Genomic DNA, 13,405 nt, shown 5'->3' with positions numbered 1-13,405 from the left:
CTTAATCAAAGCAGTCGTGTAGCCAACTGAGAACCGCTTCCATTTCGGGGCGTTGCCCTTGTGTGGTCTTGCTGCGTGCGATGTAGTGCGACTGGCCCAAAGCAATGGGTGTGCCAGCAATCTGGATGGCGCGACCGGTCTGAATGGCCTGCATAGCGAAACGTTCGATCAAGATTGCACTGCCGCGCTGTGCTTCGACCATTTCGCAGGCGGCGACGGATGTATCGACAACCAGACGGGTTGGCGCGGCGGCTTTTGGCATGTCGAAGGCTTCTAAATAGCGCGCCCAATGATCATCGAAACCTAGAATGTGAATTCTGCTGAGTTTCGCTAAATCATTGAAATTGTTAATTTTTTGGGTTATGTTCAGGCCGCAGATGGGGACGATGTTCTCATCTGACAGTTTTTCAAGATGCGGGCCTGCGTGTTTTTGCGGGGCAAGGATAATGTCGATATCTGCGATCTGTTGCTTGGAGGCTTCGGGCCAGATCGAGGTGATAAACTGAACTCCAATTTGCGGGTGTTGATCCTGCAGTTGACCCAGTTGCGATGACAACCAGACAATGCAGGCCATCGAGGCGCGGATAATCACGTTGCTGGCCAGATCCGGCCCAAACAACCCGCGTGTAGACAGATCAATCGCTCCTAATCCCTCGCGCACTGATGGCAGATAGGCTTCGCCAATGTCGGTCAGGCTTAGGCTTTTGGCACGGCGCGTGAACAGTTGTTGACCAAGTTTGTGCTCCAGCCCCTTGATGTGTTGACTTACGGCGGTTTGAGTCAGGCCCAGCTCTTGACTGGCCGCGGTAAAGCTCAAGTGTCGTGCCGCAGATTCAAAGCTGCGCAGCCAGTTTAGATTAATGTTTCGGCGAGGCATGATTTCTCATAAGTTATTTATGTTCATGGGTGCGTATTCTTTCATTTTATTTATGATCTTTCTACTGCCAAACTTAAGCCTGCCGAAATGAGGATCGCTGCAAAGCGATCTTGCGCGACGTAGAGGAGGCAATATGAACCATGCAACACCACAGATAGAAACGGATATGACGCTTGAGCTTGTCGATTTGGAACGTTACCCGATCGCGGATCTTGATCAGGGGCTTGGGGCAGACTTTCTAGCGCAATGTCAGACACAGATGGAAGAACACGGTTGGTGTAATCTGGATGGCTTCATTCGCGAAGATGCACTGGAAGCTCTGGCTGCTGAATCGAATGATTTACTGCCTTCAGCACCTGTGTTGACGATCAAGCGTACGATCTATCAAGGCGCAGTTGATCCGGATGCACCTGCAGATGACCCACGTCGCAAGGAATATATGCATAAAGCGGTCCAACTGGCGGATGATCAGATCCCGAAAGAGACATTGCTAAAGCAACTCTACACGTCCGATCTTTTGACTGAATTTGTCCGCCGAGTGCAGCAAAAGCCGCAGCTTTATCGTTGTGCGGATGAGTTTCAAGCGCTCAATGTCGTGGCCTTACAACCCGGTAGTTGGCACGCATGGCATTACGATACAACCGAATGCACGGTGACATTACTTCTCCAGTCGGCCGAGGAGGGGGGAGAGTTTGCCTTCCTGCCCAATTCACGCACAGACGAGACCGAAGACGGCGAGTCGGTGACTCGATTGTTGTCAGGAGATATGTCTGCGGCACAAACATTCAGCCGTGGGGCCGGGACTTTTACATTGTTCCGGGGGGGATACTCCTTGCACGGTGTGACTGAGGTTCAGGGCAATCGCCCGCGGGTAACGGCGATTCTGACCTACGATGAACAACCAGGTCGCGTTCTCAGCGATGACGTCAATATTCGAATCTATGGCGACCGGGTCAAAAAGATCCTCGCCGACCGCGCCAGCGCATAAATAAGGATAAAGAACTATGAAAACCGCACTTTTGGTCATCGACGTACAGATGGCTTTTGTTCATGATGACACGGCTGGCGCAGAGCGTTCTTGCCGCCAGGCTGAAGGGAACATTGAGACGCTCCTCAAGGCGTTTCGCGACCGGGGCGATAAGGTGGTTCATATCCACCACCACGGCTCTGATGCGGATGATCCGTTTAATGCCAGTGCGCCCGGAGCAGTGGTGCAGCCCTTCGCCGCCCCTGTAAACGGCGAGGCGGTGGTGATTAAACATGTGGCTAGCGGCTTTGTCGGTACATCATTGGAGGCGGATTTGCGCGCCAGTGGAATCGAGCGGCTGGTGGTTTGTGGTGCCACAGCCAATCATTGCGCAGAATCGACCACGCGGTCAGCTGGTAACCTTGGATTTGACACTATATATACGGCCGATGGCGTTTGGGCTTACGGGGCCACTGGCCCTGATGGGGTTGATCATGATGCCGAGCAGATCCATTCGGTCACGTTGGCAAACCTGCATGGCGAGTTTGCGACGGTTTTGCAAACTGAGGAAGTGTTGAAGACCTTGAACTGAATCATGTTTCAGCGCGAAAAGAAACGCTTTCTCAATTCTTGGCGCAGTTTGACGCGATCTTGATAGGTCGTATCAAACTGCTCCTGTGGGACCCACCCCCAACCATCGGACCAGACCCTCATCTTGTTACCGCCATAGATTTTGGCGATTTTCCCGCTGCCGGTTGAGCCCCGCTGAAAGGCTTTGAGCATGTATTGTCATCATAGATATCTGGGTTGGCTTCAACGAAGGTGTTTATCAAGGTTTCGACAAACATGTCATCGGTGGCAATACCGACGTGATCAACGCCGACCAGTTTGACGTAATAGTCAATCATATCTGCAGCCTGCTGAGGTGAGATATCCTCGGACCAAATGCCGTCCCTCATACATTCGGTGAAACTGGATGATACATAGCCACTAGAATTTGCTGCGCGCAGGGCTTCTTCATCGGTGATGTTAGGATAACAACCCCGAGGTGTCGCTTCTGGATCATTGGCGTAAAACCCGGCAGGAATGGAATGCGTATAGACGTACGGAATGCCGGGATGATTTTCATCCATGTAATCCATTGCGTCCATCGCAGTCTGTTTGCCAGTGTGGCTCAGGTCTAAAAGGATGCCATAGCGCACTAGCTCATCAATGACGTCTTGCCACAAGGAGTGAGGCCGATTTCGTGCCCGTTGATGGCGGCAAGAGATCCTGACCTGGTCTGAATATGCCGTTATAGGTCAAGATCACGCTTTTAATGCCCATATCGGCAAGGATTGCCATGCGCTTGGGATCGCCATCAAGATGGTGGCCGTTTGGGAATTCCAGATGACAGCAGTTTTGCCTTGCAGGTGCGCAGCTTCATCCGAGGCAGGCCATGTCATGCCCTGTTCGCTGGCCGTTGCAGCGTGTGCTAATGCGGCACCTAAGATTAGTGATGCTAGAATTTGTTTCATCTGCCCCTGATGAAATGTGGGTCAATGCTAGTATGCTGCCATGAGTTGAGTCAAATTTACGTGAAATATCGGGCGATTAAATGAGTTGAACAGCAACGTTCATTAGTGCGCGCTCTTGGGATTGACCTTCAATGGCAGGGCGTCAACAGTGTTGGCGATTGAAGAGGGGGATACTCAAGTGCCAGCATTGCTACCGACCACATTTAAGGCTGAAGTCACATGGCTCGGACGAGTTGAAAACAATGAGGACACGATCCGTTCTGTTTCATTGGAGGAAATGCGACTTAGCTTTGCGGGTGCCGATGGAGAGGTGCATTCAGGTGAAACACGCCCGTCTTGCGTTCGGGTACGGTCGCAACATCCTGAAGGAACCACCATAAGGAACACTCGGCAGCTGTCTGTGGTGTCGGAAGAAGAGCTTGCCTTCATCGCAGAGGAAGTTGGATTGGAAGAGATCCATCCCGAATGGCTCGGGGCCTCAGTTGTTATACGTGGGATTCCGGAATTCACGTATGTTCCACCTTCGTCACGACTGCAAAGCACAAAGGGCACAGCGCTCGTCGTCGATATGGAAAACCGCCCTTGTAATTTCCCGGCACGAGAGATTGAGAAAGATCACCCGGGGCACGGAAAGTTGTTCAAGGCTGCTGCGAATGGGTTACGTGGTGTGACCATGTGGGTTGAGCGAGAGGGCTCATTAAATGTTGGAGATACACTTATTCTTCACATTCCTGATCAACCAACGTGGTCACATATTGACTCTGCACGTCAAACCGGAAATTGAGTTTCCGATACGAAACCGATCTTTGGCAAACCGACGCAACAAGGGCCGTAGGTGTCGGATTCGCATTTTGTATACGACTGAAGACCGGGTATAGCCGGAACAGCTTAAGACCGCATTGCGGCCACCAGAGGAAATAATATGAGCTATAAATCCGATATTGAGATTGCACGCGAAGCCACCAAGAAGCCGATTCAGCAAATTGGTGACAAGATGGGCATCCCTACTGAACACCTGCTGCCTTATGGCCACGACAAAGCGAAAGTGAGCCAAGAATACATTAATTCGGTTCAGGGAAATGAAAACGGCAAACTGATTCTGGTGACTGCGATTAACCCGACGCCAGCTGGTGAAGGTAAAACCACAACAACCGTTGGTCTGGGTGACGGCCTGAACCGCATTGGCAAAAAAGCCATGGTTTGTATCCGCGAAGCATCGCTCGGCCCCAACTTCGGGATGAAGGGTGGCGCAGCCGGCGGCGGTTATGCACAAGTTGTTCCAATGGAAGACATGAACCTGCACTTCACAGGTGACTTCCACGCGATTACATCTGCACACTCGCTGTTGTCAGCCATGCTCGACAACCACATCTATTGGGGTAACGAGCAAGAAATCGACGTTCGTCGCGTTCAATGGCGCCGCGTCGTTGACATGAATGACCGCGCGCTGCGTGAAATCACCTGCTCACTGGGTGGTGTATCCAACGGCTTCCCACGTGAAGGTGGTTTTGACATCACAGTGGCCTCAGAAGTGATGGCGATCCTGTGTCTGGCAAAAGACCTCAAAGATCTCGAAACACGTCTGGGCGACATGATTGTTGCGTATCGTCGTGATCGTAGCCCAGTGTTCTGCCGTGATATCAAAGCCGAAGGTGCAATGACTGTTTTGCTGAAAGACGCAATGCAGCCAAACCTGGTGCAGACACTAGAAAACAACCCAGCGTTTGTTCACGGTGGTCCATTCGCCAACATCGCACACGGCTGTAACTCAGTTATCGCCACAACAACCGCGCTGAAAATCAGCGACTATGTTGTGACCGAAGCTGGTTTCGGTGCCGATCTTGGTGCTGAAAAGTTCATGAACATCAAATGTCGTAAGGCTGGACTGGCGCCATCAGCAGTTGTTCTGGTTGCGACAGTGCGCGCGATGAAAATGAACGGCGGGGTTGCTAAGGCTGATCTTGGTGCCGAAAATGTTGACGCTGTCACAGCAGGTTGTCCGAACCTGGGCCGCCACATCGAGAACATCAAATCCTTTGGCGTTCCGGTGGTTGTTGCGATCAACCACTTCGTCACAGACACAGATGCGGAAGTTCAAGCAGTCAAAGACTATGTTGCGAGCCACGGTACCGAAGCTGTTGTTTCCCAACACTGGGAGTTCGGCTCCAAAGGGTCGGAAAACCTGGCGAATAAAGTTGTTGAGATCGTTGAAGGTGGTACAGCAAACTTTGCACCAATCTACCCTGATGATATGTCACTGTTCGACAAGATCGATACCATTGCTAAGCGTATCTACCGTGCAGACGAAGTTCTGGCCGACAAGAAGATTCGCGATCAGCTGAAACTGTGGGAAGACCAAGGTTACGGTAACCTGCCGGTCTGCATGGCGAAAACTCAGTATAGCTTCTCGACTGATCCTAACCTGCGTGGCGCACCAACTGGCCACTCGGTTCCGGTTCGCGAAGTTCGCCTGAGCGCGGGTGCTGGCTTCATCGTTGTTGTCTGCGGTGAGATCATGACCATGCCTGGTCTGCCACGCACACCAGCGGCTGAAACAATCCATCTGAACGATGGCGGACAAATCGAAGGTCTGTTCTGATCTTAGTAACGAAAAACATAGGCCCGGCGAATTGCCGGGCCTATTTCGTTTGTGTAAACGAAACCAGAAATCATAATAAATAGAGGACGCAACCATGACTGCGCAAATCATTGATGGGAAAGCCTTCGCGGCGACCGTTCGGGAAAAAGTTGCTGGGCACGTGGCTCGCCTGAAGGAAGAGCACAACATCACTCCAGGTTTGGCGGTTGTTTTGGTTGGCGAAGATCCTGCCAGCCAAGTTTATGTCCGTTCTAAGGGCAAACAAACCGTAGAGGTTGGTATGAACAGTGTTGAGCATAAGCTTGACGTAGATACATCAGAGGCGGATCTACTGGCGCTGGTTGATCAGCTAAACAATGACCCGGCCATTCATGGCATTCTGGTTCAACTGCCATTGCCTAAACATCTGGACGAAGATCTGGTGATCAACTCCATCTCGCCAGCTAAAGATGTGGATGGGTTCCACATTTCAAACGTTGGTCTGCTGAGCACCGGCCAGAAATCCATGGTGCCTTGCACCCCTCTGGGTTGCCTGATGATGCTGCGCGATCACCATGGCTCGATCTCTGGTATGGATGCAGTTGTTGTCGGCCGCTCAAACATTGTTGGTAAGCCAATGGCGCAATTGCTGTTGGGCGACAGCTGCACCGTGACCATCGCACACAGCCGCACCAAAGACCTGCCTGACGTTGTGCGCCGCGCCGATATCGTTGTCGCCGCCGTAGGCCGCCCAGAAATGGTGCCGGGTGACTGGATCAAAGAAGGGGCCACCGTGATTGACGTGGGCATCAACCGCATTGAACGCGACGGTAAAAACGTTCTTGTTGGCGACGTTGATTTCGCCAGCGCTTCTGAGCGTGCCGGTGCGATCACACCTGTCCCCGGTGGGGTTGGCCCGATGACCATCGCTTGCTTGTTGGCAAATACCGTGACGGCCTGCTGTCGCGCCAATGGGCTGGCAGAGCCCAAAGGGCTGACCGCGTAATTTTCGATAATAATACAATAAAAAACCCCGGTCATATACCGGGGTTTTTTTATTGCGAATTTCATTATTTCAGTGTTGGGCGGCAATGTATCATAAATCGATGTAACAATTGGAGATAGGGGGATTGAGTGAAAGAATTTCCCTCTATTATGAACGATCTACCACGGTGATAGTTATTCTATATGGGCGAAGATCGTGATTCCGCGCCTTTTTTCGAATTGGATCGTTTTTGGGTGAAGAAGAGTGAGTGAAACATCAGAACAGAATTTTAGGCTCTGCCTTAATGAAACGTTGAATAGAATGCGCTCGTCCCTGACATTGTTTGTATGGGGCATGGGGATCATTATAGCTACAATTGCTGGGCCATTCGGTACTTTTCACTACATGGATATGCTGGATCGTTTTGTATTTTGGGCAGCAATCATATCTGTCGGAGTGATTATGGCCTATTCGTTTCGCTTCATTACACTGATGGTAATAAGAAGCGATGAGCCCTACATCGTTGACGCTTGTATTGTTATTCTTATGACTTTTGGGGGCGCACCCGTCCTATGGTGGATTGGGCAGGTGACAGTAGGTGGTGAAAATGCTTTGATGTTTGGGTTTTCATCAATGCTTTTGTATGTCGGACTGATCTCTATCTCGACCTATTTGGCGCGTAGGTTTATACCGGGATTAGAAGCACCAACTGCTGGGCAGATCCTTAAGCCCTATTCAGCTGAAGCGCCAGTGATGACACATGTTGAAACCGTTCAACCACGGTTATTGCGGCGGCTGCAAAACGAAAACGCGACCAAAATTTTGCGTTTGAGTGCCAAAGACCATTTGGTAGAAGTCGTGACGGATGCCGGGACAGAAACGTTGAGAATGCGTTTAATCGATGCCATTGAGAAGATGGAACCGATCAAAGGCTATTGTTCCCATCGTTCGCATTGGATCGCGGAAGATGCGATTGAGAGTGTTGAGCGGGAAAATGGCCAGAAAATCTTTTTGGTGCTTAGCAACGGCGACCGCATTCCTGTCAGCCGCAAATACCGACCAGAGCTTGAGGCCGCTGGTATTGTATAACTGGCGGCCCACTTTTGTAGTTTAGTTTACGATCTTTTCGTCCTTAACGAACATATTTGCCCATGCGCGATCAATAAGTTCAGGCGTCATCTGATAGGGGATGCCTTCAAAATCACAGATCGAAATCATCTGATCAATCAAGAAGATGGGCTGATAGTTTGCGTAGATGTTGTTGATTGTCGGATATTTGTTTTTGAGCAGATGAACCAAAGCCGTTTCGTCCAATGGCATCTGGCGCTTTTTGGCGACCATTGCAAAAATTTTCAGGAAATCCTCCTGAACGGGGCCATCAATTTTGATCTTAAAGAAAATCCTGCGCAAAGCAGCTTGGTCAAAAATTTTGTTGGGGTGGAAGTTGGTTGAGAAAATCACCAGTGTGTCAAAGGGTACTTCAAACTTTTCGCCCGATTGCAGTGCTAGAATATCCTTGGATTCTTCAAGCGGAACAATCCAGCGGTTGACCAAAGATTGTGGGGGTTCTGCCTGACGACCAAGGTCATCCACGATGAAGATGCCACCGGTTGATTTTAGCTGCAAAGGCGCCTGATACGTGCGTGCGGTGGGGTTATATACCAGATCCAGCATGTCCAGAGACAGCTCGCCACCGGTGATGACGGTGGGGCGCTCACAACGGACATAACGGGTGTCAAATGTACGACGGCGACGCAGTGAGTTTGGATCGTCAGATTCAACTTCAGCTTTGGAATGCACAATAGGATCATAGACGGTAATAACTTGCCCTGCATATTCAATTGCTCGCGGCACATAGATCTTGTCACCCATCGCATCACGGATTCCGTTCGAGATAGATGATTTACCATTGCCGGGGGGGCCATACATTAGAATCGAACGGCCAGCCGAAACGGCAGGGCCAAGATGATCCAGTAGGCTGTCTGGCAAAACCAGATGGCCCATGGCACCTGTCAGTTCATCCCGGGTGATCTGAATGTTGCGGATCGACTGGCGCTTGACCTGTTCGCTGTAAATGGCGAGCGGGACAGGCATCGGGCCAAAATATTCGGATTGCGACAGGGCATCAAGTGCACGGGATTTCCCCATATCGGTCAACTGATAGCCCATCTCACCACCAGAGTTTGCGTTCAGCGTACCTGTGGCCTGAAGCAGCTTTTGTTCACGCGCCATATCGACCAGCTCTTGTGTGACCGCACGCGGTAGGCAGACAGCCTCGGACAGTTCTGACACCATATCTATGTTTTTGCGAAACATAGTCTTGATCAGGATGTCGCGCATCATCACGACTGGAAGCCTCATTTCCTCAAGACGTGAAGGAGGAGGAGGGGGCTGAACGCCCTGAGAAACCTGCATATTCATTGGTCTGGTCTGCCGCTTGGTTACATCAGCCCCTGCGTTGTGCGGGGCATGTGGCCATTATCTTGGGCAAGTGGGCTAAATTGTGGTGATGGTCGGGCAGGTGAGGGGTTTTGAGTTTTGTTCTACGTCCCGTTTACAAGGCCCAGAATGAGATAAATCACTAAGGTGCTTGATAGAGCAAAACCCATTGGGAATTTTTTCCCACGTGACCAGCTGGTCCAGTCTGGGGCCAAAGCTCGTAGGCGGGTGTTTTTTCCCACGCGGTGTGCGCAAAAACAGGCCAACAGGTTTGCGGAGAAAATAATGCATAATATTGGCGTATCGGCAGGGACAACAAACGGGGCTGCGGCGGCCAGAAACTTTGAATCTCCGGCGCCCATAAGGCCCGCTGCATTCGCGACGATGCCTAATGCCAGAACAATCGCGAAGCTGACAAAACGCCATCCGTAGGCTGACCAGGTTGGTAGTGCAAATAGTCCAACGACTACAAAGACCGCAAACAAGGCCAGAACAGCCTTGTTGGGGATACGCATCGCGCTCAGGTCACTCCATGTGACCCATAGGCAAATGGGGGTCACAAATGGTAGAAACCACAAGGCCTGTGCAGACGTGATGTACATGGGTTTTCGCCTTAATTTGCGACGTTGCTTTCCAGTGCCTCAAGGCTACGCGTTGCCTCTTCGAAGTGTTGCGGGTGCGTATCGATCGCATCGCGCAACAAGCCCTTTCCGATCGTGGTGTCTCCTTGTTTAATAGCGGAAAGCCCAAGAGTATAAAGAAGCTGCGCACGTTCTTCTTGCGTCGTTTGCAAAACTGGAAGAGAGTAGTTTTTCTGCGCGCCACGTGCCAAAACCAGATTGTTCTTGGCAGTGAATAATGAGTTATCTTGGCGGATCGCATCCGTAAATAGACGTTCCGCACCGCTATAATCTCCGCGGCTAAGCTTTGAGTATCCCCAGTTATTCATTACACCAGCAGGACGTGTGGTCAGGCCAACTGCGGTTTCATAGAAACTGTCGGACTTTTTCCATTCCTTATTACTATCTGCGACCATGGCCTCAAGGCGGTAACGTTTGAATGTTTCATGTGTAGGGGAGATTTGATCAAGCGCTTGGTCCGCGCGATCCCAATCATTGTTACGAATCAGCGCGTCAGCGTATTCGACACGGTCGTCATTGGTGGCTTTCTTGTGTGATGTTACCCGCTTCCAGGCTGAGACTGCTTCAGTATTGCGTTTGGCACGGACCAAAGAAATTGCAAGTCCGCGCTGCAGATCAATGCGTTCGGGGTGTTGACCCAATGTGCGTTGGAAATAGGCAACCCCTTCGTTCGGATCTGCAATCGATAGCATCACCTCGTTGAGATTACTTTCGTCAATGACATTCACATCTTGAAACGCACGGTCAACGTCTTGATCTTTAGGAGATTCGCAACCTGCAAGTGCCAGTGCGCTAACAGCGCAAAGCGTCAAATAAATCGGATGGCGCATTTTTGCGTCCTCTTACTGCCTCAGCCTCAATACGGTATCTGGCTTATTTTGAAGTCTCCGCTTCCTCGCCGTACCACTTTATAGTCTTGCTCTGTGGTTTCATCATAAGCAGAATTTTCAGATTTTGCGAGCGCTAAGCGTAAATTATCGCGGATTGCGTCACTTTCGCCATTATCTAGCGCATAAGCCCGCCGGAACATTTGCTCTGCTTCTGCCACTTCGTCTTTTTCGATCAAGATCACACCAATGTTATTCCAGATCTCAGGCGATCTTTCGTCTTTTTCTAAAGCTTTGCGGAGCTGACGCTCAGCCGTGTCCAGACGCCCCAATCCTAAGTTGGCTGAGCCAATGCCTGCCAAAACTTCCGCCGACAGGCCATGCTCAAGTGCCGCGCGTGAATAGGCCTGAATTGCCAATTCATATTCTTGGGCATCCATCAGGCGGTGACCAACGACCAGGCCATCAACACTTTCGCCTTTGGCGGCTGGGCCAGGGGCAAATGGATTGTCGCTGTCGAGCTTTGATCCCTCGTCGCAAGCGGCAAGGGAAAAAAAGATTAGTAGTGCTGCCCCTGCTCGGGTCATGGTGCCTCAGGTGTTTTAGCCGCCGGCCGCCATCGAAAACAGCTCAAGAATACCTAAAATCGATGGGCCGACGAGAATGATTAATAGTGCGGGCACCGTAAACATCATCGTTGCCAATGTCATCTTGGTTGGAAGCTTGTTAGCTTTTTCTTCGGCCCGCATGACACGTTTGTCACGCATCTCTCCGGCATAAACGCGCAGGGCGTCAGCAACTGAGGTGCCGAAGGTTTGTGATTGAACTAGAACAGTCACAAAGCTTGAAATATCCTGATTTCCGCAGCGCTCGGCCATTTCATTCAAAACTGATGGTTTATCACGCCCAGCTTTTATCTGATGCGCTACAATTTCATACTCTTCGGCCAAAGCGGGATAGGACACATGGATTTCCTTTGCCACGCGAATGATTGATTGATCCAGAGACTGCCCGGCTTCTACGCAAGTCAGCATCATGTCCAGGCTGTCCGGAAAGCCATTTGAGATTTCTTCTTGACGGGTTTGTTGGCGTTTGGTCACCCAGTATTTGGGCAACATATAACCAGCGGCGCCCGGCCCAAGGATGTAAAGTAATGTTTGTTGCGTAGTGGTTTCACCATTTGAAACAAAGAACAAAAAGTAGATAACTCCCAACACTAAAAATCCGATTCCCAGTGTCAATTGAGCGAAATGAAAATATCTCACGGCGTCGCGATTGCGATACCCAGCTTGCATCAAGAGCAAGCGAATTTGTGATAGTTGTTTCTCATCCTGTGGCTCTAGGAAATTGGCATATTTGTCCAACTTCTTGTTTTGCTGGCCACTTCGCAACTTGGTTGCTTTTTCTTTTGCAGGTTGGCCCGAACGGTTGGCCTGCTTCAGCTTCTCAAGTGGATCCATACGTTGGCGCAACATCAAGGGAACTGTGATCAGAATAAGCAATAGGCCAACTGTTCCGACTGCGATGATCGGGCCAAATGGGCCAAGGGTATCAGTTAAAAAGTCCAACATCTGTAAGATGCTCCCTTGAGTGAGTGTTTGCTCAGACTTTGATATCGACGAGCGCGCGCATGACGATGAGATTCATCACGAGAAAAGCGGCAACGACCAGACAGGCCGGAATAAAAAACGGATGCAACATTGCTTCGTCATAATAATCCGGTTTGAGCATCTGAATGGCGATCATGGCAACAATTGGGAAGCCAGAGAGGAACTTACCTGACCATTTGGCTTCGGCTGTAATGGCTTTAACACGGCGAAATAGGCGAAAACGCGCGCGGATCACTTTCGCTAGGCCATCAAGTATCTCGGCGAGATTGCCGCCTGATTGCTGTTGAATCGTGACCGCAACGGCCAAAAAGCGTAAATCTTGCATATCAAGCCGTTCCGCCATTTCCTTAAGAGCTTCACTGACGTCGCGGCCATAGGCAGCTTCGTCTGCGATGATACCAAATTCTGTGCCCAGAGGATCAGAAACCTCGTTTGAAACGATCGAAATGGCTGATGAAAATGGGTGCCCAACGCGCAGAGACCGCACCATTAGTTCGATCGCATCAGGAAGCTGTTCTTCCATCATATCCATGCGTTTCCCGGCTTTCCGGCTGATCCAAGTGAATACACCGCCGACGCCCATAGCGATGGAAACAATCACACGGATGGGAACAGATGTTGCCGTGCCGACAGATAGTCCGATAAAGGCGACAAAACACAACAAAATCATGATCATGATCAGTTGGCGTGGTGTGAATGCAATCGCAGCTTTTTGTGCCTTGTCTGACAGGATGGAGTACAATGGAAGGCGCCGGGCCTTGAGATGCTGTTGCATCTCTTTGCGCAATTTTTCCATAACCTCTTCGCGGTTACCGTTTTTGTCGAGCATTTCGAGACGACGATTGACGCGATTGTTGAGGCTGATAGATTTTCCGAAAATTGTCAGATAGATCCCTTCGACAAGGACCAAGACTCCGACAAATATCAGGCCATAAATAATTGGTTCTGCGCTGATTGCCATTGG

15 protein-coding genes are annotated in these 13,405 nt (G+C 50.6%); 6 read left to right on the top strand and 9 right to left on the bottom strand.

Annotated features, from left to right (window positions below; all coding sequences use genetic code 11):
- Window position 1: 1 nt before the first annotated feature.
- Window positions 2-877 carry a LysR family transcriptional regulator gene (locus tag D9A02_RS18125; protein ID WP_120502271.1) on the bottom strand — a complete coding sequence of 292 codons (876 nt, stop codon included), beginning with the start codon at window positions 875-877 and terminating at the stop codon, window positions 2-4.
- 133 nt (window positions 878-1,010) lie between these two features.
- On the opposite strand from D9A02_RS18125, the gene D9A02_RS18120 reads away from it, so the two are divergent.
- A complete protein-coding gene (locus D9A02_RS18120) occupies window positions 1,011-1,865 on the top strand; it encodes a hypothetical protein (protein ID WP_120502270.1) in 855 nt (284 codons plus the stop codon).
- 16 nt (window positions 1,866-1,881) lie between these two features.
- Window positions 1,882-2,436 (top strand): isochorismatase family protein, encoded by a 555-nt coding sequence (locus D9A02_RS18115; protein ID WP_120502269.1) that lies wholly within the window; start codon window positions 1,882-1,884, stop codon window positions 2,434-2,436.
- A gap of 118 nt (window positions 2,437-2,554) precedes the next feature.
- On the opposite strand, the gene D9A02_RS19345 is transcribed toward D9A02_RS18115, so the two are convergent.
- Entirely contained in the window at window positions 2,555-3,073 is a 519-nt protein-coding gene (locus D9A02_RS19345; RefSeq protein ID WP_216824969.1) for a membrane dipeptidase, read from the bottom strand.
- Window positions 3,074-3,151: 78 nt separating this feature from the next.
- The gene (locus D9A02_RS19340) at window positions 3,152-3,361 is read right to left on the bottom strand and encodes a hypothetical protein (RefSeq protein ID WP_216824968.1); all 210 of its coding nucleotides are present in this window, start codon (window positions 3,359-3,361) and stop codon (window positions 3,152-3,154) included.
- 148 nt (window positions 3,362-3,509) lie between these two features.
- On the opposite strand from D9A02_RS19340, the gene D9A02_RS18105 reads away from it, so the two are divergent.
- From D9A02_RS18105 to D9A02_RS18090, 4 genes are all read left to right on the top strand, one after another.
- On the top strand, window positions 3,510-4,145 hold the full coding sequence (locus tag D9A02_RS18105; RefSeq protein ID WP_367946758.1) for an MOSC domain-containing protein: 636 nt from the start codon (window positions 3,510-3,512) through the stop codon (window positions 4,143-4,145).
- Window positions 4,146-4,283: 138 nt separating this feature from the next.
- Window positions 4,284-5,960: a formate--tetrahydrofolate ligase gene (locus tag D9A02_RS18100; protein WP_120502268.1), complete on the top strand. Its 1,677-nt coding sequence runs from the start codon at window positions 4,284-4,286 to the stop codon at window positions 5,958-5,960.
- Between the two features lie 94 nt (window positions 5,961-6,054).
- Complete coding sequence (gene folD, locus D9A02_RS18095; RefSeq protein WP_120502267.1) at window positions 6,055-6,945, top strand: bifunctional methylenetetrahydrofolate dehydrogenase/methenyltetrahydrofolate cyclohydrolase FolD; 891 nt, start codon at window positions 6,055-6,057, stop codon at window positions 6,943-6,945.
- A gap of 333 nt (window positions 6,946-7,278) precedes the next feature.
- Window positions 7,279-8,013, top strand: a complete 735-nt coding sequence (locus D9A02_RS18090; protein WP_162933126.1) for a LytTR family DNA-binding domain-containing protein — start codon at window positions 7,279-7,281, stop codon at window positions 8,011-8,013.
- 21 nt (window positions 8,014-8,034) lie between these two features.
- Here the strand turns inward: D9A02_RS18090 and D9A02_RS18085 are convergent, their stop codons facing one another.
- The 6 genes from D9A02_RS18085 to D9A02_RS18060 all read right to left on the bottom strand — a co-directional run bounded on the left by D9A02_RS18085 (window position 8,035) and on the right by D9A02_RS18060 (window position 13,402).
- Window positions 8,035-9,345: an ATPase gene (locus tag D9A02_RS18085; RefSeq protein ID WP_120502265.1), complete on the bottom strand. Its 1,311-nt coding sequence runs from the start codon at window positions 9,343-9,345 to the stop codon at window positions 8,035-8,037.
- A gap of 122 nt (window positions 9,346-9,467) precedes the next feature.
- Complete coding sequence (locus D9A02_RS18080) at window positions 9,468-9,965, bottom strand: prepilin peptidase (protein ID WP_120502264.1); 498 nt, start codon at window positions 9,963-9,965, stop codon at window positions 9,468-9,470.
- Between the two features lie 11 nt (window positions 9,966-9,976).
- A complete protein-coding gene (locus D9A02_RS18075) occupies window positions 9,977-10,834 on the bottom strand; it encodes a lipopolysaccharide assembly protein LapB (protein WP_120502263.1) in 858 nt (285 codons plus the stop codon).
- A 26-nt stretch (window positions 10,835-10,860) separates the two neighbouring features.
- Window positions 10,861-11,418, bottom strand: coding sequence for a tetratricopeptide repeat protein (locus tag D9A02_RS18070; RefSeq protein ID WP_120502262.1), 558 nt, complete (start codon window positions 11,416-11,418; stop codon window positions 10,861-10,863).
- 15 nt (window positions 11,419-11,433) lie between these two features.
- On the bottom strand, window positions 11,434-12,402 hold the full coding sequence (locus D9A02_RS18065; protein WP_120502261.1) for a type II secretion system F family protein: 969 nt from the start codon (window positions 12,400-12,402) through the stop codon (window positions 11,434-11,436).
- A 31-nt stretch (window positions 12,403-12,433) separates the two neighbouring features.
- On the bottom strand, window positions 12,434-13,402 hold the full coding sequence (locus D9A02_RS18060; protein ID WP_120502260.1) for a type II secretion system F family protein: 969 nt from the start codon (window positions 13,400-13,402) through the stop codon (window positions 12,434-12,436).
- Window positions 13,403-13,405 lie beyond the last annotated feature (3 nt).

This window comes from Roseovarius sp. EL26 (assembly GCF_900327775.1).
Classification (GTDB): domain Bacteria; phylum Pseudomonadota; class Alphaproteobacteria; order Rhodobacterales; family Rhodobacteraceae; genus Roseovarius.
This window is presented reverse-complemented; position numbering and strand designations above follow the sequence as displayed.